The following is a 24,933-nucleotide window of genomic DNA, read 5'->3' as shown; positions in this document are numbered from 1 at the left end:
TTTTTCGTTATCTTCTCTTCCACCACGGCTTCTTCTCGCCGATGCTCACTACATCGCAGAAGAGGCAGCGGCTCTTGGTAGAGAGCTGCACATCCTTGTGATGGCAGCCGAAGAACCATTTCTCGTAAGTCGTTTTCATGACGATCTTGTCGAGGAAGAGGTGCAGCCGGTTATTCTCGCCCTCAGCCAGCACGCTGAAATCCAGAAATTTGCTTGGCGCGTCGTGGGTCAGCACATAATCTACCTGCCAGCCGTTCGCTTCCAGCGCGGCCTCGCAGCGGGCGTATTCCTCGTCCGAGGGCATCTCCTGCGGCCACCAGTTGACGTGGGCTTCCCGCTCTTCCTTGTCCGGGCTTTCCGCTCCGCCGAAGCAGAGGTACTTCTTCCCTTCCAGCTCCAGTACGCTGCCCCGGCAGACGTGGTACACATTGCCGCCCAGCGGCTGCACCAGCCCGCCGAACCGCTCCTCGGTGGGGTACTGTTCCAGCAGGTCATAGTTCTCGTGGCTGCCATCGAGGAAAAGGATAGTGTAAGGCCGCTTGCGCAGCCAGTCCAGATTCTTCTGCTCGGCCTTGCTGCCGTCCCACACAAAGCCGAAATCGCCCAGCACAACGACGAGATCGCCCTTGCCGGCCCGGCGCAGCTCCCCGTCTTTGAAGCGGTCCAGTTCGCCGTGGGTGTCGCCCGTAAGATATACCATCCTCTTCCTCCTTTTGCGGAGTGTGAAATCGCCCCAAAAGCCTTGTCACGCCCCGCCAAACCTGTTATTATAAAGTATGAGGCCCTCTTCTGAGCCTGTTTTTGTTCCGTAAGAACGGACAGCACATTTTGTCCGATACTCTATCGCAAGTCAAGAAATTCGTGCAACATGAAAACAGCATATTTGCGATATGCAATTCAACGCTGTTGCTGTTGCATTAAAAAGTTGAATTGCTATAATATATTATCGCTTTTTGAGGAAAATGTCCACATGAAACGTATCGTCACCCTATTTCTGAGCCTTGTCCTGCTGCTGAGCTGCCTGTGCGCGCCGGCTTCGGCCCTGTTCGACCCCAGCCTCTTTTACGAGGTGCAGGCCAGGAGCGCCTACATCGTCAACACCGACACCAACATCATCGTCTACGACAAGGACAGCTCCCGTCAGGTGCCTGCCGGGGGCCTGACCAAATATATGACCATCGCGCTGCTGCTGACGAATTACGCCGACCAGCTCGACAACACCTTCCAGATGCCCTTTGCCATCTCGGATTACGTCCACAACAGTGATAATGCCGATATGCGCTCCAATGAGACCTTCACCTACCGGGAAGCTGTCTACGCCATGCTTCTGCGCAACGCCAACGAGGCCGCGATGGGCCTTGCCTACAGCCTTTCGGGCGGCGACCTTGCAGGCTGGGTGAGCCAGATGAATACCCTCTCCCAGCGCATCGGCACCACCGGAAGCACCTGGACGGACGCCTGCGGCCTCGACAGCGGCAACGTGACCACCGCCGTGGATATGTACCTTATCCTGCGGTATCTGATGAGCTTCGACGCCTTCGTGGACATCTCGTCGGCCCCCGCCTTCACCATGCCCGCCAAGGAAAAGCACACCAAGAGTTTCGTGCTGCTGAACCAGAACGTCGCCCTCAACAAAACCAGCGGCGGCAGCTTCTACCGCAAGTCTATGCAGGGTGGTATGTGCGATGTGATGGCCTACAAAAACGACCACGGCGACCAGAGCTATGTTTCGTGGGCCAATCAGGACGGCTCCACCTATATCTTCTGCATCATGCAGAGTCCCGACACCTGTGACACCTACGGTTACGCCAACCGCCGCCCGGCTCTCTACGAAACGACCCGCCTCATCGACTGGGTGTTCCAGAGCTTTTCCATCCAGCCTGCGCTGGACACCGACCTTGCTCTGGCAGAGATCCCCGTGAAGTATTCCTCCGACACCGACACCCTCAAGCTCTACCCCGACAACAGCATGATGACCCTGCTGCCCTCTTCGGGCGACGGCACCGTGACTCAGAAATACTTCCATCTGCCCGACTATGTCTGCGCCCCCGTCCAGCAGGGCGATGTGGTCGGCACCGTGGAGCTGAAGCTGGCCGGCGAGACCATCGGCATGGTCAACCTCATCGCCGGGCAGGACGTGAGCCGGAGCAGCCTGCTCTACTCTTTTTCGAAGCTGCAGGAGTTCTTCGGCAGCCTCTACCTCAAGGTAGTGCTCGTCGTCAGCGCCATCTGCGCCATCATCTATGTGGCGTGGGTCCTGCTCAACTCCCCCCACACCCGCCATTCCTCCAAAAAAGTCCACCGCTATGGCCGTCCCCGCGACTGAGCCGTGCGGTCAGCTTCTTTTCTGAAAAAGCTGTAAAAAGCAGTTGACAAATACGCCCCCAAGTGGTAATATATACAGGCAGTCCGCGACTGCAAAGAACTGTATATGGGCGTGTTCCCGAGTGGCCAATGGGGACAGACTGTAAATCTGCTGCTTTTCAGCTTCGGTGGTTCGAATCCACCCGCGCCCACCAAAAACTCCAGTGTTGTAATGACACTGGAGTTTCTGTCGTATGTGGATCTTTCAGAGTGCGTCCTATTCGGGGCGCACCCTGTTTTTGTTTTGCCTTACTTTCCCTTGTTCCGCAGTTCTTTTTTCGTTGCCCACAGGCTGTAAGCGCAGGCGATCACCTCGGACACCCAAAACGCAAACCACGCTTTTTCGATGCCCATGGTGCGGATGAGAAGCCACAGGCAGGGCACCAGCACCACCAGCTGCCGCAGCGCACCGCCGATCATATTGACCACACCGTTGCCAAGACCGGAGGCAAAGTAGCCGCACAGAATCGTTGTGACCGCAAACAGGAAGGTCACCGAGATGATGCGCACGGCAGGCTTCCTCCGGCTTTTTCTGCCCCAGCTTCCGGGAGAGCAGGGCGTTCAGACCCACGGCGGTACCCACGCCAATGGCGATCATCAAAAACTGGATGGCATATACAAGAGAGGCGGCGGTCAGGGCCTTTTCCGACAGTCGTGCCACAAAAATGCTGTCCACGATGTTGTACAGCGATTGGATGAGCAGCGACAGCATCAGCGGTACCGCCATGGTGTACAGCAGGGGGCGGATGGGCATTTCTGCCAGTTTGTTTTTCGGGTTCATAGGTCCTCCTTTTCGGGCAAACAAAAAAGCGTGAAATCGTTGAGGGGGTAGCTTTCCCTCAGGATTTCACGCTTTGTAAGCCGACTTTTTGTATTCTTAACGAAAGGTATTATACCGGAGTTTTTTCAAAATTGCAAGAAGAATTTTGAAAAAATCACAGCAGTGCGTTTTCCAGATCGCTCAGCATTTCGCTCAGTGCCTGAATGCCGCCCTCTGCGGTGTACCAGACATTCGGGTGTGACAGATAAACGACGTGGCCGTTCTTGTAAGCATCCGTGCTCTTGACCAGCTCGTTTTCCAGGATTTCCTGCGCCAGCTGTGCGCCATCGGTGCCAATGGCTGCATCGCGGTCCATTGCGAAGATGTAGTCGGGGTTCTTGTCCACAATGAACTCGAAGGAGGCCTCGTTGCCGTGGGTCGAAGTGTCGATATTGGCATCTACGCCGATGTTCTCAAAGCCGATCTCCTTGCCGATGATGGAGCAGCGGCCATCGTTGCCCAGAACATTGAAGCTGCCGCTGGTGGTCATGCCGACGATGGCAGTCTTGCCCTCTGCAAAGGCTTTCAGGGCGTCGATGCGGCTGTCAAAGTCCGCCATCAGGCTTTCCACCTGATCTTCCAGACCAAAGATAGAAGCGATGGTCATGGCGTTTTCACGGGTGCTTTCCACAACGCCCTTTTCGGCGTCGGTCGAAAGGAAAACAACGGGTGCGATCTCGCACAGAGCATCATAGGCTTTGGACAGGCGTCCGCTGATAAAAATGATGTCCGGCTCGCAAGCCATGACTGCTTCCATATCGGCTTCCTTGATGTTGCCAAGGTTCGCAATGCTGTCATTGGTGACATAGCTCTGAAGATAGTCCAGAGAGGTGGATGCCGTGCCGACCACACGGTCGCCAACGCCCAGTTCATCCAGAATGTCCAGAGAAGCAAGGTCGAGGATGGCAATGCGCTGCGGGTCAAAGAGTACTTCCACATCTACCAGTTCCTTTGCACCGTTGAACGCCTTGATGGTCACAGATTCCGGTGCAGCTTCCGAAGAGGCTGCGGTTTCGCTGGATGCAGCCACAGAGGATGCCACGGAGCTTGCCGTGGAGGAGGAAGCGCCGCAGGCGGTAAGAACACCCGCTGCACTCACAGCGGCCATAGCGGTCAGAAACGAACGACGAGAAATTTTCTTCATAAGAATGCTCCTTTTAAAAAGTACTGAAATCAATAATATATCGACAAAGGCTTGCCTTCGATCTGCATGATCTCAAAGTCTACCTTGTAGATATCGGACAGGTTTTCTTTGGTGATCACTTCCTGCACGGTGCCAAACTTTGCGATTTTTCCATCCACGAAGGCGCAGATGTAGTCGGAATAAAACGCAGCATAGTTGATCTCGTGCAGAACAAGGATCACCGTTTTGCCCAGCTCATCGCACAGGCGGCGGACGATGCGCATGAGGTTGGTTGCATGGTAAATATCCAGATTGTTGGTCGGTTCATCCAGCAGGATATACTCGGTATCCTGCGCAATGACCATGGCAATATAGGCGCGCTGCCGCTGACCGCCGGACAGTTCATCGATGAACTGCTCCTCAAAATCGCCCAGTTCCATGTAGGCGATGGCACGGTCAATGACCTCGTTGTCCTCTTGGGTCAGCCGTCCGCCGGAGTACGGAAAGCGGCCAAATGCAACCAGCTCCCGGACGGTCAGCTTCATCTGGACATTGTTGGCTTGGGTCAGGATGGCGAGCCGCTTGCTCAGCTCCCGGCTTTTCCAGCGCGTGATCTCCGTCCCCTCAAAATCCACAAGACCGCTGTCCCGTGCGATCAGGCGGGACAACATTCCCATCACGGTGGATTTTCCTGCGCCGTTCGGGCCGATGAGGGAAAGGACTTTGCCTTTCGGAATCTCAAAACTCACGCCATCGACAACGGCTTTGCCATCGTAACGTTTGGTGATCTCTTTTACAAACATGGTGTTATGCCTTTCTCTGGGTGAGCAGCAGATAAAGGAAATACACGCCGCCGCCCACGGTGATGAACACGCTGACCGGAACCGAGTAAACGAACACCCGCTCCACCAGAAGCTGTCCGCCGATCAGAACGACCATACCAAACAAAACAGAGCCGGTAATGAGCTGGCTGTGCCGGTAAGTGCGCAGGAATTGCCGGGAAAGGTTGGCAATGATAAGTCCCAGAAATGCCAGCGGTCCGACCATAGCGGTGGCTGTTGCAATGTACAGTGTGACCCCCAGCAGCAGCCGGCGAATGCAGCGGTCATAATCTACGCCCAGATTGATGGCCTGATCTTTGCCCAGTGTCAGAACGTCCAGCAGCGCAAGCTCTTTCCGGAAGGCAAAGGCGACCAGCGCAAGAACCACAACGGACAGTACCAGAATCGCCGAATTGACATTGGAAAAGCTGGCGACCAGATCCGTCAGCAGCGTGTCGTACTCGTTGGGGTCCATCACACGGGTCAAGGTCGTCTGGATGCTGGAAAAGAACGAGGTCAGCACCGTGCCGATAAGCAGAACGTACAGAACATTGTGGTTCGTTTTCTGGAACAGATAGCTGTAGATCACGGTGGCAACAGCGCCCATAATGGCGAGGTCCACCGCAAAGGCGGCGTTGGCATTGACCGCCAGAAAGCTGCCCGAACCCGCCACAAAGAACACCGCCGTGTGGATCAGCGAATAAAGCTGATCCATGCCCAACAGGCAGGGCGTGACGATGGTGTTGTTGATGATGGACTGAAACACGATGGAAGCACTTCCAATGGCAAATGCCGTGATGAGCATGGCGATCAGCTTGGGTGTGCGGATGCGCATGGCGTAGGCAAATAATTTTGGGTTTTCAAAGTGGACCCCCACTGTCATATAGCCCGCGCAGGCCAGCAGAACAAGAAGCAGAAGGATCAGCAGGCGCAGATGATTTTTGTGCGTTTTCATGCTGCACCTCCGGTTTTCTTGGCAGCTTTGCTCAGCCGGACTGCCTTGCGCCCATGCCGAAGCCGATACAGCAGCAGCCCGACAAACAGGATACTGCCGATGACGCCAACGATCAGCTCGATGGGCAGCTCGTAGGGGTAGATCACAACCCGCCCGATCATATCGCAGACCAGCACGAACAATGCGCCAAACAGAGCGGTATCCACCAGCGTTCCGCGGATCTGGTCACCCTTGAACATTGCTACGATATTGGGTACGATAAGGCCGATGTAGGAGATCGAGCCGACCACAACAACAACGGATGCGGTGATCATGGCAGCAATGGTCAGGCCCATAAACAGCACCAGATCATACGGAACGCCGAGGTTCTGAGAAAAATCTTTTCCCATCCCCACGATATTGAAGTGGTTGGCAAATACAAATGCCAGCACCACCAGCGGTACCGTCAGCCAGACAAGCTCATACCGCCCACGAATGACGGTGGAAAAATGACCGACCAGCCAGCTGGAAAGAGCCTGTGTCATTTCATATTTGTAGGCAAGATAATTGGTAACGCCCATTACGATGTTGGAGAACATGATGCCGACCAGCGGGACCATGACAACGTCCTTGAACTGGATACGCTGGATGAACCAGACAAAGACCCATGTACCGAGAACGGCACAAACGAAGGAAAAGGCAGCACGTCCCCACAGGGTAGAACCCGGTGCAAACAGCAAAGCCAGCAGAATACCAAACTGCGCAGAAGAGATCGTTGCGCCTGTGGTGGGCGAAACAAACTTGTTCATGCAGAGCTGCTGCATGATAAGCCCCGCCACGCTCATGCCAATGCCTGTGCAGAGGATGGCAAGCAGACGCGGCAGGCGGGAGATCAGAAAGATCTCCCATGTTTTCACGCTGCCTGTAAGCAGGTCGGAAGGCCGGATGTCCAGCACCCCGACAAACAAAGAACAAACCGAAAGAATCATCAGCAGAACGCCGAGAAAAACGGTGGAACGATGATTACGAATGAAAAGCCCTCCTCAAGATTAGTGCGAACTAACTTTTGAAAATAAAAAGAGAACGCCTGCGTGTGAAGAAACTGGTCTTACGTGTTCACACACAGCGCGTTCTGCTGGAGGGATTATATCATAAGGCATCGATGGGTTTCAAGTGGCAAACTCTCACGAAGGTTTCACGAAACAAACCGCCCTGCTTTGTTGATTCCTACAAAGTTGCTCCGATTTATATATCGCTGCAAATTACAGCATTGCAGCGTCCTATTCTTATTATAAAAAACGCAAAAAATAAATGCAAAGGAGATCCTTCACAAAAAGAGCCCTTGCATTTATTGGTAAAAATCACCATGCAGCTTCAGTTCAGAACGCCCAGCAGCCGTTTGCCGGCTTCCTGCTGCGATTCCCCAAGGGATACCGCCAGTTCTTCCCGCAGGGCGCGCTCTACCATCTGGTAGAAATAGGTATCCATGGCGTTGATCTTCCGGCCACGGCTTTGCTGCTGGGCCTGCTTTTGCCCCAGCTCCTTGAACAGGGTCAGGTATTGGTAAAAATCGTTGGTGTGGAGCAGCGCCTGATAATGTTCTGCCAGCGCTGTCTGTACCCCCGCCGGGATAGGCAGCTTCTCCGCTTTGATGCGTGCAAGGTCGGCTTCCGCCTGCTGTGGCGGGGTCACCGGGCGCAGGGCATCTTCCACAAAGTTTGCCTCGTGCAATCTGCGCAGAATGCCCAGTACAATTCTTGTGCAAAACTGCCTTTGCAAATTCCAGACAGGCAGGCTATAATGATTTCGTACAACGAGTAGCACTCATGCGTAAAACCGGTTGCATGAGAGCTGCCCGTTGTTTTTGTTTGCCCCAAAATGGAAAGGTAAAGGTGAATCCCATGGAAAGTTCCAATCAATTCCTTGGCACGGAGCGCATCGGCAAGCTGATGCAGAAATACGCGATCCCGTGCATTATTTCGCTGTTGGTCGGCGCACTGTATAACATCGTAGACCAGATCTTTATTGCAAACGCCAGCTATCTTGGCTCTTATGGCAACGCCGCCAATACGGTCGTTTTCCCCCCTGACGGTGGTAGCGCTGGCAATCGCAGTCATGATCGGTGATGGCTGCTGCGCCTTCGTCAGCATCAGCCTTGGGCAGAACGAGGTCCCCAAGGCAAAGCGGAGCGTCGGCAATGCGGTGGTGATGTGTCTGGTCAGCAGCATTGTGCTGGCCGCGCTCTATCTGATTTTTGCGGACACCATTCTTGCCATGTTCGGCGGAACGGTGAACGCCGAGACCTATCACCACTCGCAGGAGTATTTCTTTTATATCACACTGGGCGTGCCCTTTTATATGTTCGGGCAGGCCATGAATCCCATCATCCGCGCGGATGGCAATCCTCGGTTTGCCATGGTGTCCACCCTTGCGGGTGCGGTGCTGAACATCATTCTGGACCCCATCTTCATTTTCGGTTTCCGCTGGGGCATGATGGGCGCAGCGGTGGCTACCGTCATCGGTCAGCTGGTCACGGCAGCGCTGGCAGTGTGGTATCTGCTGCACATGAAGATCATTCGTCCTGAAAAGGGTGACTACCGGCTGAAGGGCTCCATCTGCGGCCGCACCCTGACCCTTGGCATCACCAGCTTTCTGTCCCAGATCAGCCTTGTGGCGGCAATGGCAGCCATCAACAACATGATCCGCAAATACGGCGCACTGGATGCCGTGTTCGGGCAGGAGCAGTACGCCCAGATCCCCATGGCGGTGGTGGGCATCGTGATGAAGTTCTTCCAGATCGTCATCTCCATCGTGGTGGGCATGGCGGCTGGTTGCATCCCCGTGGTGGGCTTCAACATGGGTGCCAAAAAGCCCACCCGCGTAAAGGAGCTGTTCACGAAACTGCTGCTGGCAGAGGCCGCGGTGGGTGCCGTTGCGCTGGTGCTGGTGGAGGGCTTCCCGCGTCAGCTGATTGCCCTGTTCGGTGCCGCCAACGAGAGCGTCTACTACACGGATTTTGCAGTGCGCTCCTTCCGCATCTACCTGTGCATGATCATTCTGGCCTGTGTCAACAAGGCCTGCTTCATCTTTTTGCAGGCCATGGGCAAGGCGGCGGAATCCACCGCCCTGTCCATGGTGCGTGAGGTGGTGTTCGGCGTGGGCTTTGCCCTGCTGCTGCCCCGGTTCTTCGGGCTGGACGGCGTGCTGTACTCCATGCCCATATCGGATATTCTCACCTTCCTGATCGCTGGCTATCTCATCCTCAAGACCTACCGTGAACTGAGCACGAAAGGAGAAGTCTAATGGAAAAACGCATCATCACCATCAGCCGCGAGTTTGGCAGCGGCGGCAGAACCATCGGCAAACTGGTAGCAGAGCATCTGGGCATCCAGTGCTATGACGCCGAACTGATCCAGAAACTGGCTGTCGAAAGCGGCTTTGACGAGAGCTACATCAAGGAGACCGGAGAGTACACTCCCGGCGGCTTCCTCGCCTCCGCCTTCACCGACCGCAGCTTCGGCCCCACCAACGAGGACCTGCTCTGGAAGCTGCAATACCGGATCATCCGGGAGCTGGCGGAAAAAGAGCCCTGCGTCATCGTAGGACGCTGCGCCGACTTCATCCTGCAGGACCGCACCGACTGCCTGAAAGTCTTTGTCCACGCCGACCTGAAGTTCCGGGCTGACCGCATCGTGCGGGTCTACGGCGAGCGTGAGAAATCTCCCGAGGCCCGTCTGAAGGAGAAGGATAAGCGCCGCGCTGCTTATTACCGCTTCTATACCGATATGAAATGGGGCAATGCCGCCAACTATCATATTGCACTGGACAGCGGGGTTATCGGCATTGAAAAAAGCGCAGAGATCATCGAAAGTCTTGCGTAAGCCGTATCCGAGGCAAGTCCTACGCCAATAGAGCAAAACAAATAATCCGAACCTTTCTCTTATCGAGAAAAGGTTCGGATTTTCTATTTTAGCGGCAGTCCTCCCGGGAGACATTCCTACGGGTTGGGAACCGCGCACTAACAAAAGCCCCACTGGGGCTTTTGTTGCCCCGCCTGCGGTGGGGCCGTGCTGTCCAAGTCCTCTTATCCGCTGTTATAGCTAAAGGGAAAATGTCATATAAAGCAAAAAAGACAGCTACCAAAAGCTGTCTTCCTTGTGGTGCAGGAATGCAATCCAAATCCGAACCATTTCCCTTTGATGCGGCTTCTGCCGCTTCTCCAAAAGTCACGGTCTGTGTTCCTTCTTTATAGTTGAAGGTTATCAAAACCTTATCATCGTACAGATAAATCGCATTGATGAAGGTATCCACCAGCGCCTGCCGCTGGTCTTTCAGGCTCATGTCCAGTTTACGGAACCGCAGCAGCCAGAACCGGATGAACTCCTCCGTGACCTTGGGCTTTGCCAGCTTCTCTTCCGCAATGCGGGCTTCAAGCTCACGCTTGGTTTCTTCCAGCTGCTCCAGCCGCTCCTTGGTGGAGCTGGTCAGAATACCAGCCTGTATCGCGTTCAGCATATTCTGGATACCGGATTCCGCATCCCGAAGCTGTTTCTCATAGAGGGGAATGTTGGTGTTCTCCTTGTTTTGCAGTTCCATCACCTTGGCGATGATAGATTCCATGGCGGCATCGTCTTTGACAAGCTGCATCGTCTGGTTGACCACCAGATCTTCCAGCCACTGTTTACGGACGGTCTTTTTCTTGCAGCCCTTGTGCTTTTTGGCAGTGGCACATTTATAGTAGCGGTGGACTTCACCCGTCCGGCTCGTGCCGCTTTCGCCAAACATCAACGCCCCACAGTAGCCGCAGAACAGCTTGGTGGTGAGCAGGTAGTCATCCTCTGCCTTTCTACGGGCAGGGGCTTTCTTGTTTTTGGCGATTTTCTCCTGCACATCCTCAAACAGTTCCAGCGGAATGATGGGCGGGATAGCATCCGGTACGACCACATCCCGGAATTTCAGTTCTCCGATGTACCGCCGGTTTTTGAGCATATGTTCGACGCTGTTATAGGTAAACGCACCGCCCACCGGGTTCTTGATGCCGTTTTCGTTCAGCCAGTCCCGGATCTCCTTCATGGTGGAGCCTTCATTGTACTTCTTGAACGATTCCAGCACAAAAGGCGAGGTGAGAGGGTCAATATGGAACTTCCGTTCCGAATCCAGCGTGTAACCAAAGGTTCCACGACCACCGTTGCAGCGTCCTTTCAGGATGTTCTCGGTCTGTCCACGCACGACCTTCTCGGCAAGGTCAGCGGAATAATACTCGGCATAACCTTCCAGCACCGATTCCAGAATGATGCCCTCCGGCCCCTCGGAGATGATCTCGGTGGCAGACATGAGCTTGACACCATTCTTCTTCAGCTGGGTCTTGTACCGGGCACTGTCGTAGCGGTTCCGGGCAAAACGGTCAAGCTTCCAGACCAGCACAATGTCAAACAGCTTTTTGTCGCTGTCTTTTATCATCTGCTGAAACTCCGGGCGGTTGTCCGTTTTGGCAGAGATGGCACGGTCAATGTAGTGCTTGACGATGGTGATGCCATTCTTTTCCGCATAGGCAGTGCATTCACGAATCTGGCCTTCAATGGATTCTTCGCGCTGGTTATCCGATGAATAGCGGGCATAGATCACGGCGGTCATGGCAAGCACCTCTCTTTTATGCATCAATGGACGGTAGAGTGTTCATTTCAAAGCAATGTTTCGTATAATGTATATACCATACTTTTCATCCTATTGCAATAGGTTTATAGAATGTCATTTTTCCTGAATGTCATTTTTATGATGGACTCCTGTACAAATTTCGGCTGAACGGTATTCAAAAAGGATGTTCTATCCCATGACAGAGCATCCTTTTGAAACAGCTTTCTCTTATTATAGCTTTAAATCGTCCAATTCTGACTTGCTGATTGCAAATCAACCATGTGCGCATACAATCCGTTCCGAGCATAAAGCTCATCCGGTCTGCCTTGCTCCGCTACGATGCCATCCTTCAGCACAACAACCTTGTCTGCACCTGCCACGGTACGCATCCGGTGAGCGATGATGAGAACGGTCTTGTTTTTGATGAGGCGGGACAGAGCCTCCTGAATCGCCGTTTCGTTCTCAACATCCAGACTTGCGGTGGCCTCGTCCAGCAGAATGATGGGCGCATCCTTCAGAAAAGCACGGGCGATGGAAATGCGCTGACGCTCACCGCCGGAAAGAGCGCAGCCATTCTCGCCGATATTGGTGTTCCACTTGTCCGGCAGCTTCTCGGCAAATTCCTCGCAGTTTGCCAGCTTTGCCGCCGTAAGGACCTCCTCGTCGGTGGCACCTTTGCGCCCCAGACGGATGTTTTCGAGGATTGTGTTGTCAAACAGGGTCACATCCTGAAAGACGATGGAATACAGGCTCATGAGTTTTTCCGGGTCGATTCGGGAGACATCCATGCCGCCCACGGTGATACTGCCCTTCTGGTAATCCCAGAACCGTGCTGCCAGCCGGGAAACAGTGGTCTTGCCGCTGCCGGAGGGGCCCACCAGCGCCGTAACCTCCCCCTGCTTTGCGGTAAAGGAGACATCCCGCAGCACCGCTTCACCGGAGTCATAGGCAAAGCCCACATGGTCGAACACGATATCGCAGCCCTGATTGGTCAGCTGCTCGCTGCCGGTCTGCAGGGGAGCGTCCAGAATCTCATTCATCCGCCCCACATTGGTACGCATGGCGATGACCGCCGCCAGATTCTGCAAAGCCCCCTGCATGGGGTCGTACATCCGGGATGCCGCCATCAGGAACAGAAACAGGGTCAGTACATCGATGCTGCCCTGCACCAGCAGCACCGAACCGGTGAGCGCCACCGATGCAATGCCCAGCTTGAGCACCATGCCGGCGGAGGACACAAACAGCGCTGTTTCCAGCTCTGCCACAATAGACTGCTTTTCCACTGCCCGAATTTTGCCGGAAAGGCCGGACAGATACTGCTGCTCCGCATTGCTGGCTTTCAGGTCCCGGAGAGTCTCGATGTACTCCTGAATACCGTCCGCACAGGCCATTTTCGCCGCCATGGTCCTGGCCTGCACCTTATCCTGTACCCGATAGCTGCCCACCACGATGGCGATGGACACCGGGATGACCCACAGAGCTGCCAGTGCCATCCGCCAGTTGAACGCAAACAGGCTCAGCGCAATGATCACGGTGGAGATGAGGGAACCGAACAGGCCGGGAATAAAGTGAGAGCAGGTCTTTTCCAAAACCTCACAGTCCGACATGATGGTACTGGTCAGATCGGCCAAATCTCGTTTGCCAAAGAAAGACAGCGGCAGCTTACGCAGACGTTCTGCGAGAGCCAGACGGCGGATACCGCTTTCTTTATAGGTCGTAAAATAGGTTCCGTTGTACTGGAACCATGTGGTCAGCAGGATCAGCGCAAAGCAGCCCACGCACCCCAGCAGATAGAAGGTGCTTCTCCCGCTCGTGGAGTCTGCCAGCAGGTCTTTTACCAGAAGATACAGCAGCCCGGTGGGCAGCATGAACGCCATGTTCTGGAACGCACAGGCCAGAACGCCCTTTACAAGCCCCTTTGCGCCCTCCGGGGAGCTGGCTGTGGCGTGTTGAATTTTTTCGATCATTCCTTACCCCTCCTTTGCGACCTTCCACTGCACCGAGGCCTGATAGTCCTGCCACATCCGGGCAAACAGGCCGTTCTGCGCGCACAGTTCGTCCTTTGTGCCGGATTCCACAATCTGCCCATCCTGCACCACATAGATGCAGTCGGCGTTGGCTACGGTGGACAGACGGTGTGCGATCATCAGCACGGTTTTGCCCTTGGCAAGCTGAGCAAAGGCTGCCTGCACCTTTGCTTCATTGTCCGGGTCGGCAAAAGCGGTGGCCTCGTCAAGCAGCAGGATGGGCGCATTTTTCAGCATGGCGCGGGCAATGGCAATGCGCTGCTGCTCGCCGCCGGACAGATACACGCCTTTTGTGCCAATGACGGTATGGATGCCCTCCGGGAACTTTTCCACGATATCCATGCACTGTGCAGCTTTCAGCGCCGCCAGCACCTCGGCTTCGGTGGCCTGCGCTCTGCCCAGCCGGACGTTGTCCAGAATGCTGCCCTTGAGCAGGCGGCTGTTCTGGAACACAAAGGAGATGGTGTCCATCAACTCTTCCTTGGGGATGTCCCGCACATCCGCTCCGCCCACCCGGACGCTGCCGCTCTGCACATCAAAGAACCGGCAAATCAGGTTTGCCAGTGTGGATTTGCCGCCGCCGGAGGGGCCAACGAAAGCCACCATCTGACCCGGCTGAATTTTCAGCGAAACGCCCTTGATAACATCCGTTTTGCCATCATAGCTGAAATGCACATCCTGCAGCATAACAGAAGCGTCCTTCGGGTGCTGCGGAACAGCCTCCACCTGCATGGGCGCCGCCTCCAGCACCGAGTCGATGCGTGCCAGCGCATCCGCCACCACCATCTTGCTCTCGCTCATATACATCATACGGGTCAGAGTCAGGGAGATCACCGGCGTGATGATGATATAGAACAGCAGGTTCAGCAGAAACTCCGGGGTGACGCCGTGGGTCGTGAACAGCAGCCCGCCCGCGATCAAAAAGGCGAACACGCCGTTGACGGCGGCGGTATAGAACATCATGGGCAGGCGCAGGTCTTTGGTGTAGGAGATGACCCACTTTTCATACTCATCAATGGTGGTCTTGAACTTTTTGAAGGAAAATACCGATTGCCCGAAGGTCTTGACCACTGGGATACCCCGGACGTACTCCACGGCCTCATTGGACATAGCCTCCAAGGCGTTGCCGTACTGCCGCATTTTTTCAGCCATCCGCTTGCCAGTCATGGTCGCCATAATGAGAAAAGCCAACACCACCGGCGCAAGGCTCAGCAGACCCAGCCGCCAGTCGAACGCCAGCAGCAAAACCAGCAGTCCCGCCGGGGTGGCGATGGCGTTGTACTGGTCGGGCAGCTGGTGGGCAAGATAAGTCTCGGCGGATCCGGTGCTCTCATGGATGATCTTGCGCAGCTTGCCGCTGCCAAAGGTCTCGGCAAAGCCCAGCGGCAGCACCGCCAGATGCTCCGACACCGCCCGCCGCAGATTGGTCGCCACCCGGAACGCCGACAGATGGGAGCACATCAGCGCCGCAATGTAAATGAGGTAAGCCAGCACCGCAAACAACACTGCCATCCAGCCGTAATGGGGGATGTTCACCGCCTGCGCATAGTCCGGCGCGGCGTTCAACACATCTCGCAGGATCTTCCAGATGTACACAAAAGGCACCAGCGCCACCAGCGCACTGACCGCAGACAGCACCCACGAAGCGTAGGTGAAATATCGGTAGTTCCCGGCGTAGCCCATCAGCCGGGAAAGATCGGACTGTTTTTTCACGGAAAGACCTCCTTCAAATAATTTTTATGCAAAAATGTGCCGTGGCGTTTTTGCTCCACAGCACATTCTACGTATTAACCTGCTAGATTTTCAGTACAGAACAGCTCAATGCAGTTGTCGATCATAGTCTGGTCGCAATCCGTAGAAATGCCAGATGCCACCCAGTAAGCATAATCGCCTGCATCATACTGACTCAGAGCATCTGCATCCGAACCATAGCGAAACTCAATGTGGTAGGTTTCCGCACTGGTGTCTGGCGCGAGGAAAAAGTAGGTGAACTCGCCGGAATCGGCATCATCACTTTCAAACTCATACAGTCCATGCACAGGCTCCATGCCAATGTAGTGATAGGTATGGGAGAACAGCACATTGCCGTCCTTATCGGTGCCGGAAATGGTAGAAGTTTCACCATCGAAGGTCAAGATCGCAAGGCTATTGGTAAAGCCGCAGAAATAGGCTCCGCCGCCGTTGGCATACGCTTTGACTGCATCTTCGCCGTAAACATCACCTGTCACCATAGAGGACAGCTTCTCAAAAGCAGCTTCGGCATTGTCCTCGCCCACGAGAGCGGTACAATCATCCAGCCATGTCTGCTTATATTCGTCCGCCAGAATCACCGGCCACAGTTCCTGATAGCTGCCCGTTAGGTCGTTCAGCAACTGTGCAGCGGCAGCTTCGTTTTCATCCACAGCAGAAGAGGCGGTCTCTTCTACGGAAGAAACAGTGCTTTCTGCGGCAGAACTTGCAGAAACGGGAACAGAGCTCGCCGTGCCGCTGCTGCAGCCAACCAGAAGAGAAGCAGACAGAGCTAGCACAGCAGCTGCACTCAGAATTCTTTTCATCAAACGCATTATCAATTTCCTCCACAAAATCAGAATATCGGCGTTAGTTTCAACTAATCGCGATACTGATTTTACTGGAACCGGACTTTCTGCGCAAGAACCAAATCGACAGAATCTATCCAATCGGACGCATCTTCCGATACTCCGTAGGCGTCATGCCGGCTGCTTCCCGAAATGCAGAAGAAAACTTATTCGGATTTTCGTACCCGACCCGATGGGCGATTTCAGCAACCGTGCAATCGGTTTCGAGTAGTAGCTTCTGTGCCAGCTGCAGCCGGTACTCTTTCTGATACGCATAGACCGAGCTTCCGTAAATGCCTTTGAAACAGCTTTTTAATGCCGTAGGCGAAAGGCCGACCTCCTGTGCAAGCTGTTCGATTGTACGGCGAACTGTCAGTTCCTGCGTGAGAAGAGCCGCAGCCTGCTTCACACACTCCACCTGATGCTGATTGAAATACTCTGTCTGCTGCACATCTTCCCTGTTTTTCAGCCGGGTCAGAATATGCAGCAACTCCAGCACTTTCAGCCGAAGATAGCCAGTGTCCGGCACAGAATGCGCTGTGTAAAGCTCTGAAAAAATATGGGCAATGGTCGGTTCTGACCGCAGGATACAGCAGCGGTTTTCCGTGCAGATGTACCGCCGTATGACATCAAGGTCTACGCCGTACCATTCCATTTGTTTCCGCATTTCCGGCGAAATCGCATCCAGATCCAGTAGGATGGTGATGCCGTGGTAGTGCCGCAGCGGAAAGCAGGAGGACGACTTTTTGCGCGCCGCTGCACACACCGCAAAATCCCCTGCTGCCAGATAGCAGCAGCTATTTGCCCCAAAACTGCACTCGTAACGCCCCACGCGGCAGTGGTTGATCTCAATGACATTCCGCATTGGTGCCGTGGCTTCCTCAAAGAATGCAAGGTGCATATCGTTATAATACAGCTCTGCACCCAAAAACAGTGGACAGATAATCATACTCCCAGTTCCTGTCTCATTGGAAAATTTCACGGTGTGAGGCATTTCAGTCGAGGTCGTTTCTTCTATGGAAAGATCAAAAAGTGATTTATGCATAGCCATTCTCTTTTCCTGAAGATTCGCTTTTTCTTACTGATTCGCAGACGTGAACTGTCAAATTCCATTTCTCTGCAAAAATGTTTCCATCAAATCAAGATACCGTTCCGCCTGAACGATAAAGCCCACATGACCGCCCGGAACTGTGCGGATCTCCGCATCCAGTTTCCGGAACAGATCTGCGAACCGTTTCTGATCTTCCTTTTTGAAAATGTCATTTTCCGGGAGGAGGATCAGTATCCTCCCCCGCAGATATTCAAAATCATTTGCTTGGAAAGGCGGGTAATCCTTCAGCATATATACACACCGGAAGCTATGGATGCACTTTCTGCAAAAAACACAGACAATTCAGCAATCGCTGTCAGCCTGCGAGGTGCGCAGAGTGCTTTTTCTCATACACCGCAGCCGCGATGCACCAGCAGATAAAACGCTTTGTTTCTTCTTTCTTCATTTTCTTCGCTTCCTGTGCATCTATTTTATGGTTTTCATGCAAAAATCGCAGTGGTCATTTCCGCGCCCTAGCGTCATGCTTCTCTCCCAGATCAGCTTCGGATGCAGCCCGGTATAGCTGATGTCATCACTGTCACAAAAGCAGCGGCACAGCTCCGGGCAGCCGTATTCTGCGCAGGTGTCGTGATAGGGACACTTCATCATATCCACACGCCAGACGCCGTTACCGGTCTGCAGTTCTTTTGGGGCAAAGCCCGCCGCCGGGCCGAAAACGCTCCGGGTGGATTTGACGAAAACGCCGGGAACAAGGCGGTAAAGCCCCGGTATGTGCAGCAGGGCGGCAAGCTGTTTGTGGCTCGTTCTCGCCAAGTGCTCCACATAGCCGTGAACGGTTTGCAGTGCCTCCTCTTTCGGCATGACCCGCTGCAAGGTCTCGTAGGCCGAAATGCCCGGCAATATCTGCCGCTTGAGGTGATATTGCTTTTCCTTGCTTGCACCCGCATTTTCAGCCAGCAACGCACTCAGGCGTATATCGAAAGCGGTGTTCAGTTCCTTTGCCCGCGCGGGAAAGCGCAGTGCCACAGTCTCCCGGAAATCACGGGAGAGATAGGTTTCCTTCATCGTCCTGCCTCCGTTCCAGCTTTCACGAAGCCCTTCTTTTTATACCCGCAGTCGCAGTATGGGCCGCCGGAGGCGAGAGTGTACTGCCGCACAAAGTTCGTCGCAGCGCCCGCTTCGCTCATGGTGTAGTCCAGATGGCACAGGGCAGGGGTCAGATCGTACAGACCCAGTTCCTTCATCAGCACACAGATGCCGCACTTGGTAAAGCGTCCTTCATAGCCGCTGCCGTCAGGGTATTCGTAAAATTCCATGTTCCACGAGTAGGGGTTGCGGTCGGCGGCTTTCAGAGCAGCGGTGGCCTTCATGGCGGCAATATCCTTTGGGGTAAACTTGCTTTTTCCGCTCTTGCGGCAGAACCACTGCATGGGCTTTGTCATCATGGACTTTGCGTAGTAATCCGTCAGCCTGTCCACCTCCGGACGTTGCGGCATGGAGAGGATGAACGCGCCGAGCATTGCGCAGTTGACGATGTTCATCTTGAAGCGGTCCGCTTTTTCAAACTCCGGTAGCCTGCGGATGATCTGCCGGTATTGCGGCTTTGCCTTTTTCGTGATGGCTCTTGCGGTGGCTGCATCATAGCCCAGCACAGCGGTCAGCTGCTTTTGAAAGGAGCCTGAAAACAGCACCCACATTCCCATAGGCATCCCGGCGTATTTCATTGCAGATACCTCCCGGCTTCCGTTTCCAGTGCCTGCCATACCGGGTAGGCTGCGCCATGTTCATCGAAAAATTTCTTAAGATCCCGGTTCAGCGCACTCATTTCGTCGATGGCGTTCATGGCATGGTCGGAGGCGCAGAGTTTTCCCAGCGAGGTGGCGCACATCAGCTTGAAAAAGCGCAGGCAGGTCTTGCGGTATTTCTCCCCTTCAAAGTCTGCATCCTCCTTGGGCAGAATGGTGTGCCCGGCATCTCGGATGGCGCGGTATCCCTCGATGTTGGCATCCAGCACACGGTTCAGGTACGCGGTATCGCCCCTGAGCTTTTTCAGGTCGCCGTCTGTCTTATAGCAGGCGAAGGCCGCAGGCATCACAAACGCGGCATGGCAGAGCAGATAGTCCTCCATGTTCGGCTCGTAAACGACCTTATATTTTGTGCCGTGGAAGATGCGCCCGATCAGCTGTTTATTGGAGATTGCACCCGGCAGCTGTCCGATGGTGATCTTTTTCAGGTCGATGGAGACAACCCGGTCAACCTCCCGATGCCCCGCAGAAAGCGCAAAGGCAAACAGGACGTTCTTTTCCGGAAGTGCCGCCGCCAATGCTTTTGTCTGTACGTTGTTGCCCACAAAAACGATGTTCTTCGTCCGGTTCGCCCGCAGCGTGTCCAGAACGGAATCCAGCTGTGTATAGCGCAGGACCACAAAGATCACATCGTACATTGCATCCGGTGCAAGTTCAGTCACCACCGGAATGCGGCTGACCGAGGTGCGGAGCGAAAATTTGTCCTTGATCCGCAGGCCGTTCTGCTTGATCTCCGCAGCCCAGTTTCCCCGCGCAAGCAGAGTGACATCCTTTCCGGCGCGCAGCAGATTTCTTGCCAGATTGCACCCCAGAACGCCTGCACCATATACCAGAATTTTCATAGCTTGCCTCCAAATCCGATCTTCACGATCTGCATTTTCATTCCGTTGTCACCGACCTTGGCGAGAAACCGGAAAAAACCGCTGACGGAAGGGTCTTTCAGGTCGCTGTAACCTAACATATAGCCCCGACTGGATACTCGCAAACGGTTGTCCCATGGGGTAAAGATGCACCATCCCAACAGCCCCTTTGCGGATGCCCGCAGCGCAGACCAGAACCAGCAGTGCCCCCAGCCCAAGACCTTCCAGAATCACCTGTAAAAGCATTACTTATTCCTCCTGTATCCGTTTTCATCCCGGTATTCGGGATGTTCCTTTACGTATGGATCCTTATCGCCGCAGATGGTATAGTCGCATCGGCAGCCGTCCACGCAGGTGGTCGTCCGCACGAGCTTGGCATGGAGCAGTTCCATGGACGCATAGTCCACATTGCACAGGGCGGGCATAATGTCCGCAAATCCAAACCGCTTGGCAAATTCCGCCGCCGGACACGTCGTAAATTCATAATAGATGGGCTTGCTGTTTTCGTAAGGCGCAACATCCATCTCGTAATCATGCCATGTGTCACAGTGCTTTTGGGCGGTGCTGAATGCCCGATACATCAGCTTTTTCCAGAATGGCTTGTTGATGTCAACGAATCGCAGCTTCCGGAAGGACGGCAGGATCAGATTTTCTTCTATCTCTTCCATTTCGCGGAATGTGACCACATCCCGGCACACATCGTAAAAGCACATGATGGCGATGCAGTCGTAGGTGCCGCCTACGCCGTTGTGAAAATTCTTTTTACCGCCGAGGTCGGTGCGCCACTTGGAAAGAAGCTCTGCGTATCTCAGCTGCACCTGCTCCCAGACCACCTCGCGCTCCACCTCCGGATAGTGCAGAGTGATTTTCGCCAGAATTTCCTTTTTGCAGGGTTTGGAATATAGCACATGGCAGCTACGGTCAATTTGTAATTCGCTGTCCTTCATCTTCCCACGCCTTTCAGAAAACCGCTCTTTGCATTTTCTTCGGTGTCATCCGATTCGTCGTAGGCATCATAGGGTGCCGATGGGTCGTGGACTTTTTTCTTGAAGGGCGAGCACAGCTCATTTTTGTGCGCAAAGGCAAACTCCATGTTGTCCGTCCAGCCGGTGTGACCGGTAATGAACAGCGGATGCAGTCCGCGTTTTTTCAGCTTTTTCTCCAGCAGTGTCAGAGACTTCACTGCCAGCTTGTTATCCTCTGCCAGCGCAGAAATAAAACTGTAGCCGCCGTCCGCGCCAAACCACAGCGTGTCGCCGATAAAAATGTACTTATCGTCAATGAGGTAGACCATATGTCCCCATGTATGACCGGGAACCAGAAAACACTCGATCCTGACGCCGTCAATGTCAAGTACCTGTCCATCGTGCAGCAGTACCTTTTCGTTGTTGATCGTGACCTGCGGCAATTTATAGAGATGATAGATGACTTTTCGCCGCACCTCGCCGGTGAGATACCGGTTCTCGATCTCGCCGATGTACAGCTTCGCATTCCGGAACAGCCCCGGACTGTCTGCTTCCACCGCACCCACATGGTCGGTGTCCTGATGGGTGATAAGGATATGGTGCATCGACTTCGGATCAATCCCAAGCCAGCCCATTTTTTCGGCAAGGCGGTCGTAGTTATATCCCGCATCGACCATAATGGTCGTATCGCCTTTGCGGTAGAAGAAGATGTTCGCCACCCATTCGCGCACGCAGGCAACATTCTCGTCGATCCAGCCGGTGTTCAAAGGCTTGAAGATTTCCTTGCCCCGGTACATCCAGCTCATTGCTTTTCTTTGAAATTCCGTTGCTTTTTTCGACATGATCGCACCTCATTTCTGTGCTGTGATGCACAGCCAGCCCTTTTTATTTTTGTGGTTCTGGATCTTACAAAATCCTGCTTGCTCCAGATACTCTTTCAGTGCAGTGTCCGTATAGATGGTCATGCCATCGATGATCTGCGTCCATTTGTCGTCTTTTGTTGTTTCGCCGTTTGCTTCATTGCAGATGAAAAAGACCCCGCCGGGCTTCAGCACTCGATAAACCTCTCTGAAATTCTGCGCAAGTTCCGGCCAGAAATAGACCGTTTCAAAGGCGGTCACCACATCAAACTGCTCCGCTTCAAACGGCAGTTCTGCCACACTTGCCTGTTGCACGGTACACCGTCCTGCCGCAATGGCTCTGGCATTGACCTTTCGCGTTTTTTCCACGCTGACAGCTGAGTAGTCGATGCCCTGCACCTTGCCGTTGGGGCACAGTTTCAGCAGTGTCTTAATGTTCGCTCCACCGCCGCAGCCGCAGTCTAGCACCATGGCATCCGGGGCAGGCTTTAAAAAGCGCAGCCCCCATTCTGCCATTGCGCTGTGTCCAAAGTTCATCATAGCAACCATGATCTTCCCGCCAAAGCCTACGGGCTTTCGGGTGTTTTCAAAAAAGGACATATCACACCTCCGATTTCACACATTCCGTATAGGTCAGCGGAAAAGAGGCCTTTAGAACGACACTATTTCGTACTGCCCAGCCGTTCTGATGCAGGAAACTCAGGTATTCCTCATTCGTCCACTTGCTGTGAAGCGGAAAGCCTGCCAGCTTCATGAAAAAGGCTTTGACCTTGCCGGGAAATGAGTTTTCTGCGTGAGTAAAGGTGGGCGCGATCAGCACACCGTCATCCTTCAACACCCGTTTGATTTCTCGCAGTGATTTTTCTGGCTGCGGCACGATGTGCAGTGCGTTAGATACGATTACCACATCGAATGATTTGCTCGAGTATGGCAGAGAAAACATATCCTGCACGGAAAAATGCAGTTTCGCAGAGTAATTCCCCCGCTTGGCCTCTGTAATCATTTCCGGAGAGGCATCCGTCGCCTCGATGTGTGCCGTTGCTTTTACGATGTGCTTGGCGATCAGCCCTGTTCCGGTAGCCAACTCCAGCACCGTTTTGTCTTTCACGACCGGACAGATCAGCTCATACATTTTTTCGTATACTATCCTGTCTTTTCGCATAAAGCAGTCATACAGACCTGCATTTCTGTCCCAGAAATTCTTGCGTGCTCGCATTGCTGTCTCTCCTTTTATAGTTAGATTTATCTAACCACCACGTGCACCGATAAGTTAGATTTAGCTAACTTCCAACCCTATAAAAAGCCGCTTCTCAACGGTCCTTCTGCCAAAATAATACGCCCTGCCGTCTCCTCTGTCAAGAAGTTTAGGCATTTTCGGAGATTCCGAAAGAGATTTCGCTTTCGGGAGCCCCCAACCGTTACCCCAGTGCCACATCCAGCACCATCATCACGCTGAAGCCCACCACGAAAAGTACCGTGCCAACGTTGGAGTGCTGTCCCTGCGACATTTCCGGGATCAGTTCCTCCACCACCACATACAGCATGGCTCCGGCAAAAAGGTCAAGGGCTTTGCGGTACTATAAGCTCGGCGAGACTCCTGCCTACTACATTACCGCATGGTACAACCTGTTGAGCGGCAAGTGGGAGTTTGGCAAAGTCCACGCCACCGAGACTACCGTGGAGGGTGTTACTGTGGAGCTGACCACCAATGGCCGCCACGCGAATTACGAGATGAAGCTCTCCGGTTTTGGTCTGGACACCAGCGCCAACAAGGTCTACGGCGTAGTGCTGACCACCGCCGATGGCAGCGAGTATGGCCTGCATCATGTGACCAATATCTAGCGCGGCACCGAGCTGGGCTTCAATACGGACGAGACCTATCTTGCCTCCATCATCGGCAAGACTGTTACTCAAATCACCTACTACACCGCCGACGGTGTGTATGTTCTGCCGGTCAACGTAGCGTTGTAAAGTCGCGGGCAACTGCCTGATTTAGCAAAATACAGTACAAAACGGCAAGGTCACTTGGCAGCAGGCGATCTTGCCGTTTTTATTGCCGTCTGCGTCTTGAATGCACAAGCAACATCCTGTTGCAGCTGGCAGTAGAAGGATTTACCGCAGACAGAAAATGGGATTTGTTCTGATTCACATAGCGTATTTTTTCCTAAAGCTACAAGATGTGTCATACTTTTCTTGCTTCACTTCAACAAATTTTTCAAAACCCTCTTGACGATTTTCACACACAGTGGTATTTTTCTTGTAAGTCCCACTGGTTTTGTGGATTGGTTACAAGTCATCCACAAGATGTGGTCGTGTTCATTTTGAACACTGCCTCACCGTGGATTATCCCTGAAAGATCAACCGCCCCGCAACACACCCGATTCATTTTGCCGCCGATTCACCCCGACAAAATCCATCGCTGCGCTGCTTGGGCGGTATTTTTCTTTATGGGAAACGTACCTTGAAAATTTCATAAGCCGACCGGACGTGATACCGACTTTTCGTCAACGCCGCTACACAAACAGGGGCAGGAACTGCGTTCGGTGTGAACGGTGACTCCCATACATGAGCAGAGTCCCTCTACTTATTTTTTGCGTCTTAACAATTCGGAAACATTTGTTGAAAATGCGTTTTGAGCGCAGCGGTAGAGGGCAAGAACCGTCCCGTGGCCACAAATTTTCAATTTTTAAAAATGTTGTGTTCCTCCGGGACTACACTTCTGCAACGCTCGTGCGTTTCCGAAGTGCTTCTTGTTGGGGCGTGCCTGCCCCAAACCCTGCCGAGTAACAATAAAGTTCATAATTGTTCCATGGACTGAGTATAACACATCCTTCGACGGTACACTACTCCTCTTTTTGCAAAAATCCAATTATCTTCGGTGACCTGTCGTGAGATGCAATTATTTCATGTCGTTTCACCAATCACTTGACTTGGTTTGAAAAAACACAGAGCATATGATACAATAGAACAAATAATGTTGTCTACCGAGAAAGGAAGTGTCTTTCCATGAAAAAAATCCATAAGTTCTTTTCTAAAGATTTGCTCCATATTCTTGGTGCTGTTGGGATTTTTGTTGCTTTTCTGATTTCTATC

At 53.5% G+C, this 24,933-nt stretch carries 26 protein-coding genes, 1 tRNA gene and 2 pseudogenes; 6 read left to right on the top strand and 23 right to left on the bottom strand.

Annotation, left to right across the window (positions count from 1 at the left end; genetic code table 11):
* Positions 1-7: 7 nt before the first annotated feature.
* Complete coding sequence (locus F3G95_RS10305; protein ID WP_149794852.1) at positions 8-700, bottom strand: metallophosphoesterase family protein; 693 nt, start codon at positions 698-700, stop codon at positions 8-10.
* A 270-nt stretch (positions 701-970) separates the two neighbouring features.
* On the opposite strand from F3G95_RS10305, the gene F3G95_RS10300 reads away from it, so the two are divergent.
* Both F3G95_RS10300 and F3G95_RS10295 read left to right on the top strand, forming a co-directional pair.
* A complete protein-coding gene (locus F3G95_RS10300; RefSeq protein WP_149794851.1) occupies positions 971-2,326 on the top strand; it encodes a D-alanyl-D-alanine carboxypeptidase in 1,356 nt (451 codons plus the stop codon).
* Between the two features lie 107 nt (positions 2,327-2,433).
* Positions 2,434-2,519 (top strand) — tRNA-Tyr (locus tag F3G95_RS10295).
* A 62-nt stretch (positions 2,520-2,581) separates the two neighbouring features.
* Here F3G95_RS10295 and F3G95_RS10290 read toward each other — a convergent pair.
* Positions 2,582-3,025 carry an MATE family efflux transporter gene (locus F3G95_RS10290; RefSeq protein ID WP_243130358.1) on the bottom strand — a complete coding sequence of 148 codons (444 nt, stop codon included), beginning with the start codon at positions 3,023-3,025 and terminating at the stop codon, positions 2,582-2,584.
* Between F3G95_RS10290 and F3G95_RS13980 the strand changes: the two genes are divergently transcribed.
* Entirely contained in the window at positions 2,952-3,179 is a 228-nt protein-coding gene (locus F3G95_RS13980; protein ID WP_243130359.1) for a hypothetical protein, read from the top strand. The genes F3G95_RS10290 and F3G95_RS13980 overlap by 74 nt on opposite strands.
* Positions 3,180-3,299: 120 nt before the next feature.
* On the opposite strand, the gene F3G95_RS10285 is transcribed toward F3G95_RS13980, so the two are convergent.
* The 5 genes from F3G95_RS10285 to F3G95_RS10265 all read right to left on the bottom strand — a co-directional run bounded on the left by F3G95_RS10285 (position 3,300) and on the right by F3G95_RS10265 (position 7,775).
* Positions 3,300-4,328: an ABC transporter substrate-binding protein gene (locus tag F3G95_RS10285; RefSeq protein ID WP_149794849.1), complete on the bottom strand. Its 1,029-nt coding sequence runs from the start codon at positions 4,326-4,328 to the stop codon at positions 3,300-3,302.
* Positions 4,329-4,357: 29 nt separating this feature from the next.
* Positions 4,358-5,110, bottom strand: coding sequence for an ATP-binding cassette domain-containing protein (locus F3G95_RS10280; protein WP_149794848.1), 753 nt, complete (start codon positions 5,108-5,110; stop codon positions 4,358-4,360).
* 4 nt (positions 5,111-5,114) lie between these two features.
* Positions 5,115-6,083, bottom strand: coding sequence for an iron chelate uptake ABC transporter family permease subunit (locus F3G95_RS10275; protein WP_149794847.1), 969 nt, complete (start codon positions 6,081-6,083; stop codon positions 5,115-5,117).
* The gene (locus tag F3G95_RS10270) at positions 6,080-7,051 is read right to left on the bottom strand and encodes an iron chelate uptake ABC transporter family permease subunit (protein WP_149794846.1); all 972 of its coding nucleotides are present in this window, start codon (positions 7,049-7,051) and stop codon (positions 6,080-6,082) included. Before F3G95_RS10270 ends, F3G95_RS10275 begins: the two co-directional genes overlap by 4 nt.
* Before the next feature lie 385 nt (positions 7,052-7,436).
* Positions 7,437-7,775 carry a hypothetical protein gene (locus F3G95_RS10265; protein ID WP_243130355.1) on the bottom strand — a complete coding sequence of 113 codons (339 nt, stop codon included), beginning with the start codon at positions 7,773-7,775 and terminating at the stop codon, positions 7,437-7,439.
* A gap of 188 nt (positions 7,776-7,963) precedes the next feature.
* Between F3G95_RS10265 and F3G95_RS10260 the strand changes: the two are divergent.
* Positions 7,964-9,365, top strand: a pseudogene (locus F3G95_RS10260) (MATE family efflux transporter).
* A complete protein-coding gene (locus F3G95_RS10255) occupies positions 9,365-9,943 on the top strand; it encodes a cytidylate kinase-like family protein (protein WP_149794845.1) in 579 nt (192 codons plus the stop codon). The pseudogene F3G95_RS10260 and the gene F3G95_RS10255 overlap by 1 nt, the downstream one beginning before the upstream one ends.
* A gap of 88 nt (positions 9,944-10,031) precedes the next feature.
* On the opposite strand, the gene F3G95_RS10250 is transcribed toward F3G95_RS10255, so the two are convergent.
* From F3G95_RS10250 to F3G95_RS14070, 15 genes and pseudogenes are all read right to left on the bottom strand, one after another.
* The gene (locus F3G95_RS10250) at positions 10,032-11,696 is read right to left on the bottom strand and encodes a recombinase family protein (protein ID WP_243130353.1); all 1,665 of its coding nucleotides are present in this window, start codon (positions 11,694-11,696) and stop codon (positions 10,032-10,034) included.
* Positions 11,697-11,935: 239 nt separating this feature from the next.
* Positions 11,936-13,663, bottom strand: a complete 1,728-nt coding sequence (locus tag F3G95_RS10245) for an ABC transporter ATP-binding protein (RefSeq protein ID WP_149794844.1) — start codon at positions 13,661-13,663, stop codon at positions 11,936-11,938.
* Positions 13,664-13,666: 3 nt separating this feature from the next.
* A complete protein-coding gene (locus tag F3G95_RS10240; protein WP_188117545.1) occupies positions 13,667-15,436 on the bottom strand; it encodes an ABC transporter ATP-binding protein in 1,770 nt (589 codons plus the stop codon).
* Positions 15,437-15,510: 74 nt separating this feature from the next.
* Entirely contained in the window at positions 15,511-16,287 is a 777-nt protein-coding gene (locus F3G95_RS10235; RefSeq protein WP_243130352.1) for a hypothetical protein, read from the bottom strand.
* Positions 16,288-16,393: 106 nt separating this feature from the next.
* Complete coding sequence (locus tag F3G95_RS10230; RefSeq protein WP_005927522.1) at positions 16,394-17,350, bottom strand: AraC family transcriptional regulator; 957 nt, start codon at positions 17,348-17,350, stop codon at positions 16,394-16,396.
* A gap of 51 nt (positions 17,351-17,401) precedes the next feature.
* The gene (locus F3G95_RS10225; protein WP_005927518.1) at positions 17,402-17,641 is read right to left on the bottom strand and encodes a hypothetical protein; all 240 of its coding nucleotides are present in this window, start codon (positions 17,639-17,641) and stop codon (positions 17,402-17,404) included.
* 174 nt (positions 17,642-17,815) lie between these two features.
* Complete coding sequence (locus F3G95_RS10220) at positions 17,816-18,415, bottom strand: L-2-amino-thiazoline-4-carboxylic acid hydrolase (RefSeq protein WP_005927511.1); 600 nt, start codon at positions 18,413-18,415, stop codon at positions 17,816-17,818.
* Positions 18,412-19,074 carry an L-2-amino-thiazoline-4-carboxylic acid hydrolase gene (locus tag F3G95_RS10215; RefSeq protein ID WP_005927508.1) on the bottom strand — a complete coding sequence of 221 codons (663 nt, stop codon included), beginning with the start codon at positions 19,072-19,074 and terminating at the stop codon, positions 18,412-18,414. The genes F3G95_RS10220 and F3G95_RS10215 overlap by 4 nt, the downstream gene beginning before the upstream one ends.
* Positions 19,071-19,997 (bottom strand): 2-dehydropantoate 2-reductase N-terminal domain-containing protein, encoded by a 927-nt coding sequence (locus F3G95_RS10210; RefSeq protein ID WP_005927504.1) that lies wholly within the window; start codon positions 19,995-19,997, stop codon positions 19,071-19,073. The genes F3G95_RS10215 and F3G95_RS10210 overlap by 4 nt, the downstream gene beginning before the upstream one ends.
* Positions 19,994-20,158, bottom strand: a pseudogene (locus F3G95_RS13975) (class I SAM-dependent methyltransferase); the annotation flags it as partial. The gene F3G95_RS10210 and the pseudogene F3G95_RS13975, both read right to left, overlap by 4 nt.
* Before the next feature lie 102 nt (positions 20,159-20,260).
* Positions 20,261-20,962, bottom strand: coding sequence for an L-2-amino-thiazoline-4-carboxylic acid hydrolase (locus F3G95_RS10200; protein ID WP_005927495.1), 702 nt, complete (start codon positions 20,960-20,962; stop codon positions 20,261-20,263).
* Complete coding sequence (locus F3G95_RS10195; RefSeq protein WP_005927492.1) at positions 20,959-21,822, bottom strand: MBL fold metallo-hydrolase; 864 nt, start codon at positions 21,820-21,822, stop codon at positions 20,959-20,961. Before F3G95_RS10195 ends, F3G95_RS10200 begins: the two co-directional genes overlap by 4 nt.
* Positions 21,823-21,831: 9 nt before the next feature.
* Positions 21,832-22,440: a class I SAM-dependent methyltransferase gene (locus F3G95_RS10190; protein ID WP_097784008.1), complete on the bottom strand. Its 609-nt coding sequence runs from the start codon at positions 22,438-22,440 to the stop codon at positions 21,832-21,834.
* Position 22,441: 1 nt separating this feature from the next.
* Positions 22,442-23,056 (bottom strand): class I SAM-dependent methyltransferase, encoded by a 615-nt coding sequence (locus F3G95_RS10185; protein WP_005927487.1) that lies wholly within the window; start codon positions 23,054-23,056, stop codon positions 22,442-22,444.
* A 202-nt stretch (positions 23,057-23,258) separates the two neighbouring features.
* Complete coding sequence (locus F3G95_RS14070) at positions 23,259-23,384, bottom strand: hypothetical protein (RefSeq protein WP_005927484.1); 126 nt, start codon at positions 23,382-23,384, stop codon at positions 23,259-23,261.
* A 25-nt stretch (positions 23,385-23,409) separates the two neighbouring features.
* On the opposite strand from F3G95_RS14070, the gene F3G95_RS13970 reads away from it, so the two are divergent.
* Positions 23,410-23,682: a hypothetical protein gene (locus F3G95_RS13970; protein WP_243130351.1), complete on the top strand. Its 273-nt coding sequence runs from the start codon at positions 23,410-23,412 to the stop codon at positions 23,680-23,682.
* A 1,062-nt stretch (positions 23,683-24,744) separates the two neighbouring features.
* Here the strand turns inward: F3G95_RS13970 and F3G95_RS13900 are convergent.
* Positions 24,745-24,933 (bottom strand): hypothetical protein (locus F3G95_RS13900; RefSeq protein WP_207706443.1); only part of this gene is annotated, 189 nt, incomplete at its 5' end.

Origin of the sequence: Faecalibacterium sp. Marseille-P9312 (assembly GCF_902497445.1) — a bacterium.
In the GTDB taxonomy this organism is placed as follows: domain Bacteria; phylum Bacillota; class Clostridia; order Oscillospirales; family Ruminococcaceae; genus Faecalibacterium; species Faecalibacterium longum.
Note: the sequence above shows the minus strand (reverse complement) of the source record. Positions and strands in the feature narration are given on the sequence as shown.

Coding starts and splice junctions, on each gene's coding strand:
- F3G95_RS10270 (WP_149794846.1), bottom strand. CDS start 7,051: ATGATTCTTTCGGTTTGTTCTTTGTTTGTCGGGGTGCTGGACATCCGG.
- F3G95_RS10255 (WP_149794845.1), top strand. CDS start 9,365: ATGGAAAAACGCATCATCACCATCAGCCGCGAGTTTGGCAGCGGCGGC.
- F3G95_RS10280 (WP_149794848.1), bottom strand. CDS start 5,110: ATGTTTGTAAAAGAGATCACCAAACGTTACGATGGCAAAGCCGTTGTC.
- F3G95_RS10200 (WP_005927495.1), bottom strand. CDS start 20,962: ATGAAGGACAGCGAATTACAAATTGACCGTAGCTGCCATGTGCTATAT.
- F3G95_RS10185 (WP_005927487.1), bottom strand. CDS start 23,056: ATGCGAGCACGCAAGAATTTCTGGGACAGAAATGCAGGTCTGTATGAC.
- F3G95_RS14070 (WP_005927484.1), bottom strand. CDS start 23,384: ATGCTGTATGTGGTGGTGGAGGAACTGATCCCGGAAATGTCGCAGGGA.
- F3G95_RS10235 (WP_243130352.1), bottom strand. CDS start 16,287: ATGCGTTTGATGAAAAGAATTCTGAGTGCAGCTGCTGTGCTAGCTCTG.
- F3G95_RS10300 (WP_149794851.1), top strand. CDS start 971: ATGAAACGTATCGTCACCCTATTTCTGAGCCTTGTCCTGCTGCTGAGC.
- F3G95_RS10250 (WP_243130353.1), bottom strand. CDS start 11,696: ATGACCGCCGTGATCTATGCCCGCTATTCATCGGATAACCAGCGCGAA.
- F3G95_RS10275 (WP_149794847.1), bottom strand. CDS start 6,083: ATGAAAACGCACAAAAATCATCTGCGCCTGCTGATCCTTCTGCTTCTT.
- F3G95_RS10285 (WP_149794849.1), bottom strand. CDS start 4,328: ATGAAGAAAATTTCTCGTCGTTCGTTTCTGACCGCTATGGCCGCTGTG.
- F3G95_RS13980 (WP_243130359.1), top strand. CDS start 2,952: ATGGCGATCATCAAAAACTGGATGGCATATACAAGAGAGGCGGCGGTC.
- F3G95_RS10305 (WP_149794852.1), bottom strand. CDS start 700: ATGGTATATCTTACGGGCGACACCCACGGCGAACTGGACCGCTTCAAA.
- F3G95_RS10225 (WP_005927518.1), bottom strand. CDS start 17,641: ATGCTGAAGGATTACCCGCCTTTCCAAGCAAATGATTTTGAATATCTG.
- F3G95_RS10195 (WP_005927492.1), bottom strand. CDS start 21,822: ATGTCGAAAAAAGCAACGGAATTTCAAAGAAAAGCAATGAGCTGGATG.
- F3G95_RS10230 (WP_005927522.1), bottom strand. CDS start 17,350: ATGGCTATGCATAAATCACTTTTTGATCTTTCCATAGAAGAAACGACC.
- F3G95_RS10220 (WP_005927511.1), bottom strand. CDS start 18,415: ATGAAGGAAACCTATCTCTCCCGTGATTTCCGGGAGACTGTGGCACTG.
- F3G95_RS10210 (WP_005927504.1), bottom strand. CDS start 19,997: ATGAAAATTCTGGTATATGGTGCAGGCGTTCTGGGGTGCAATCTGGCA.
- F3G95_RS10245 (WP_149794844.1), bottom strand. CDS start 13,663: ATGATCGAAAAAATTCAACACGCCACAGCCAGCTCCCCGGAGGGCGCA.
- F3G95_RS10190 (WP_097784008.1), bottom strand. CDS start 22,440: ATGTCCTTTTTTGAAAACACCCGAAAGCCCGTAGGCTTTGGCGGGAAG.
- F3G95_RS10215 (WP_005927508.1), bottom strand. CDS start 19,074: ATGAAATACGCCGGGATGCCTATGGGAATGTGGGTGCTGTTTTCAGGC.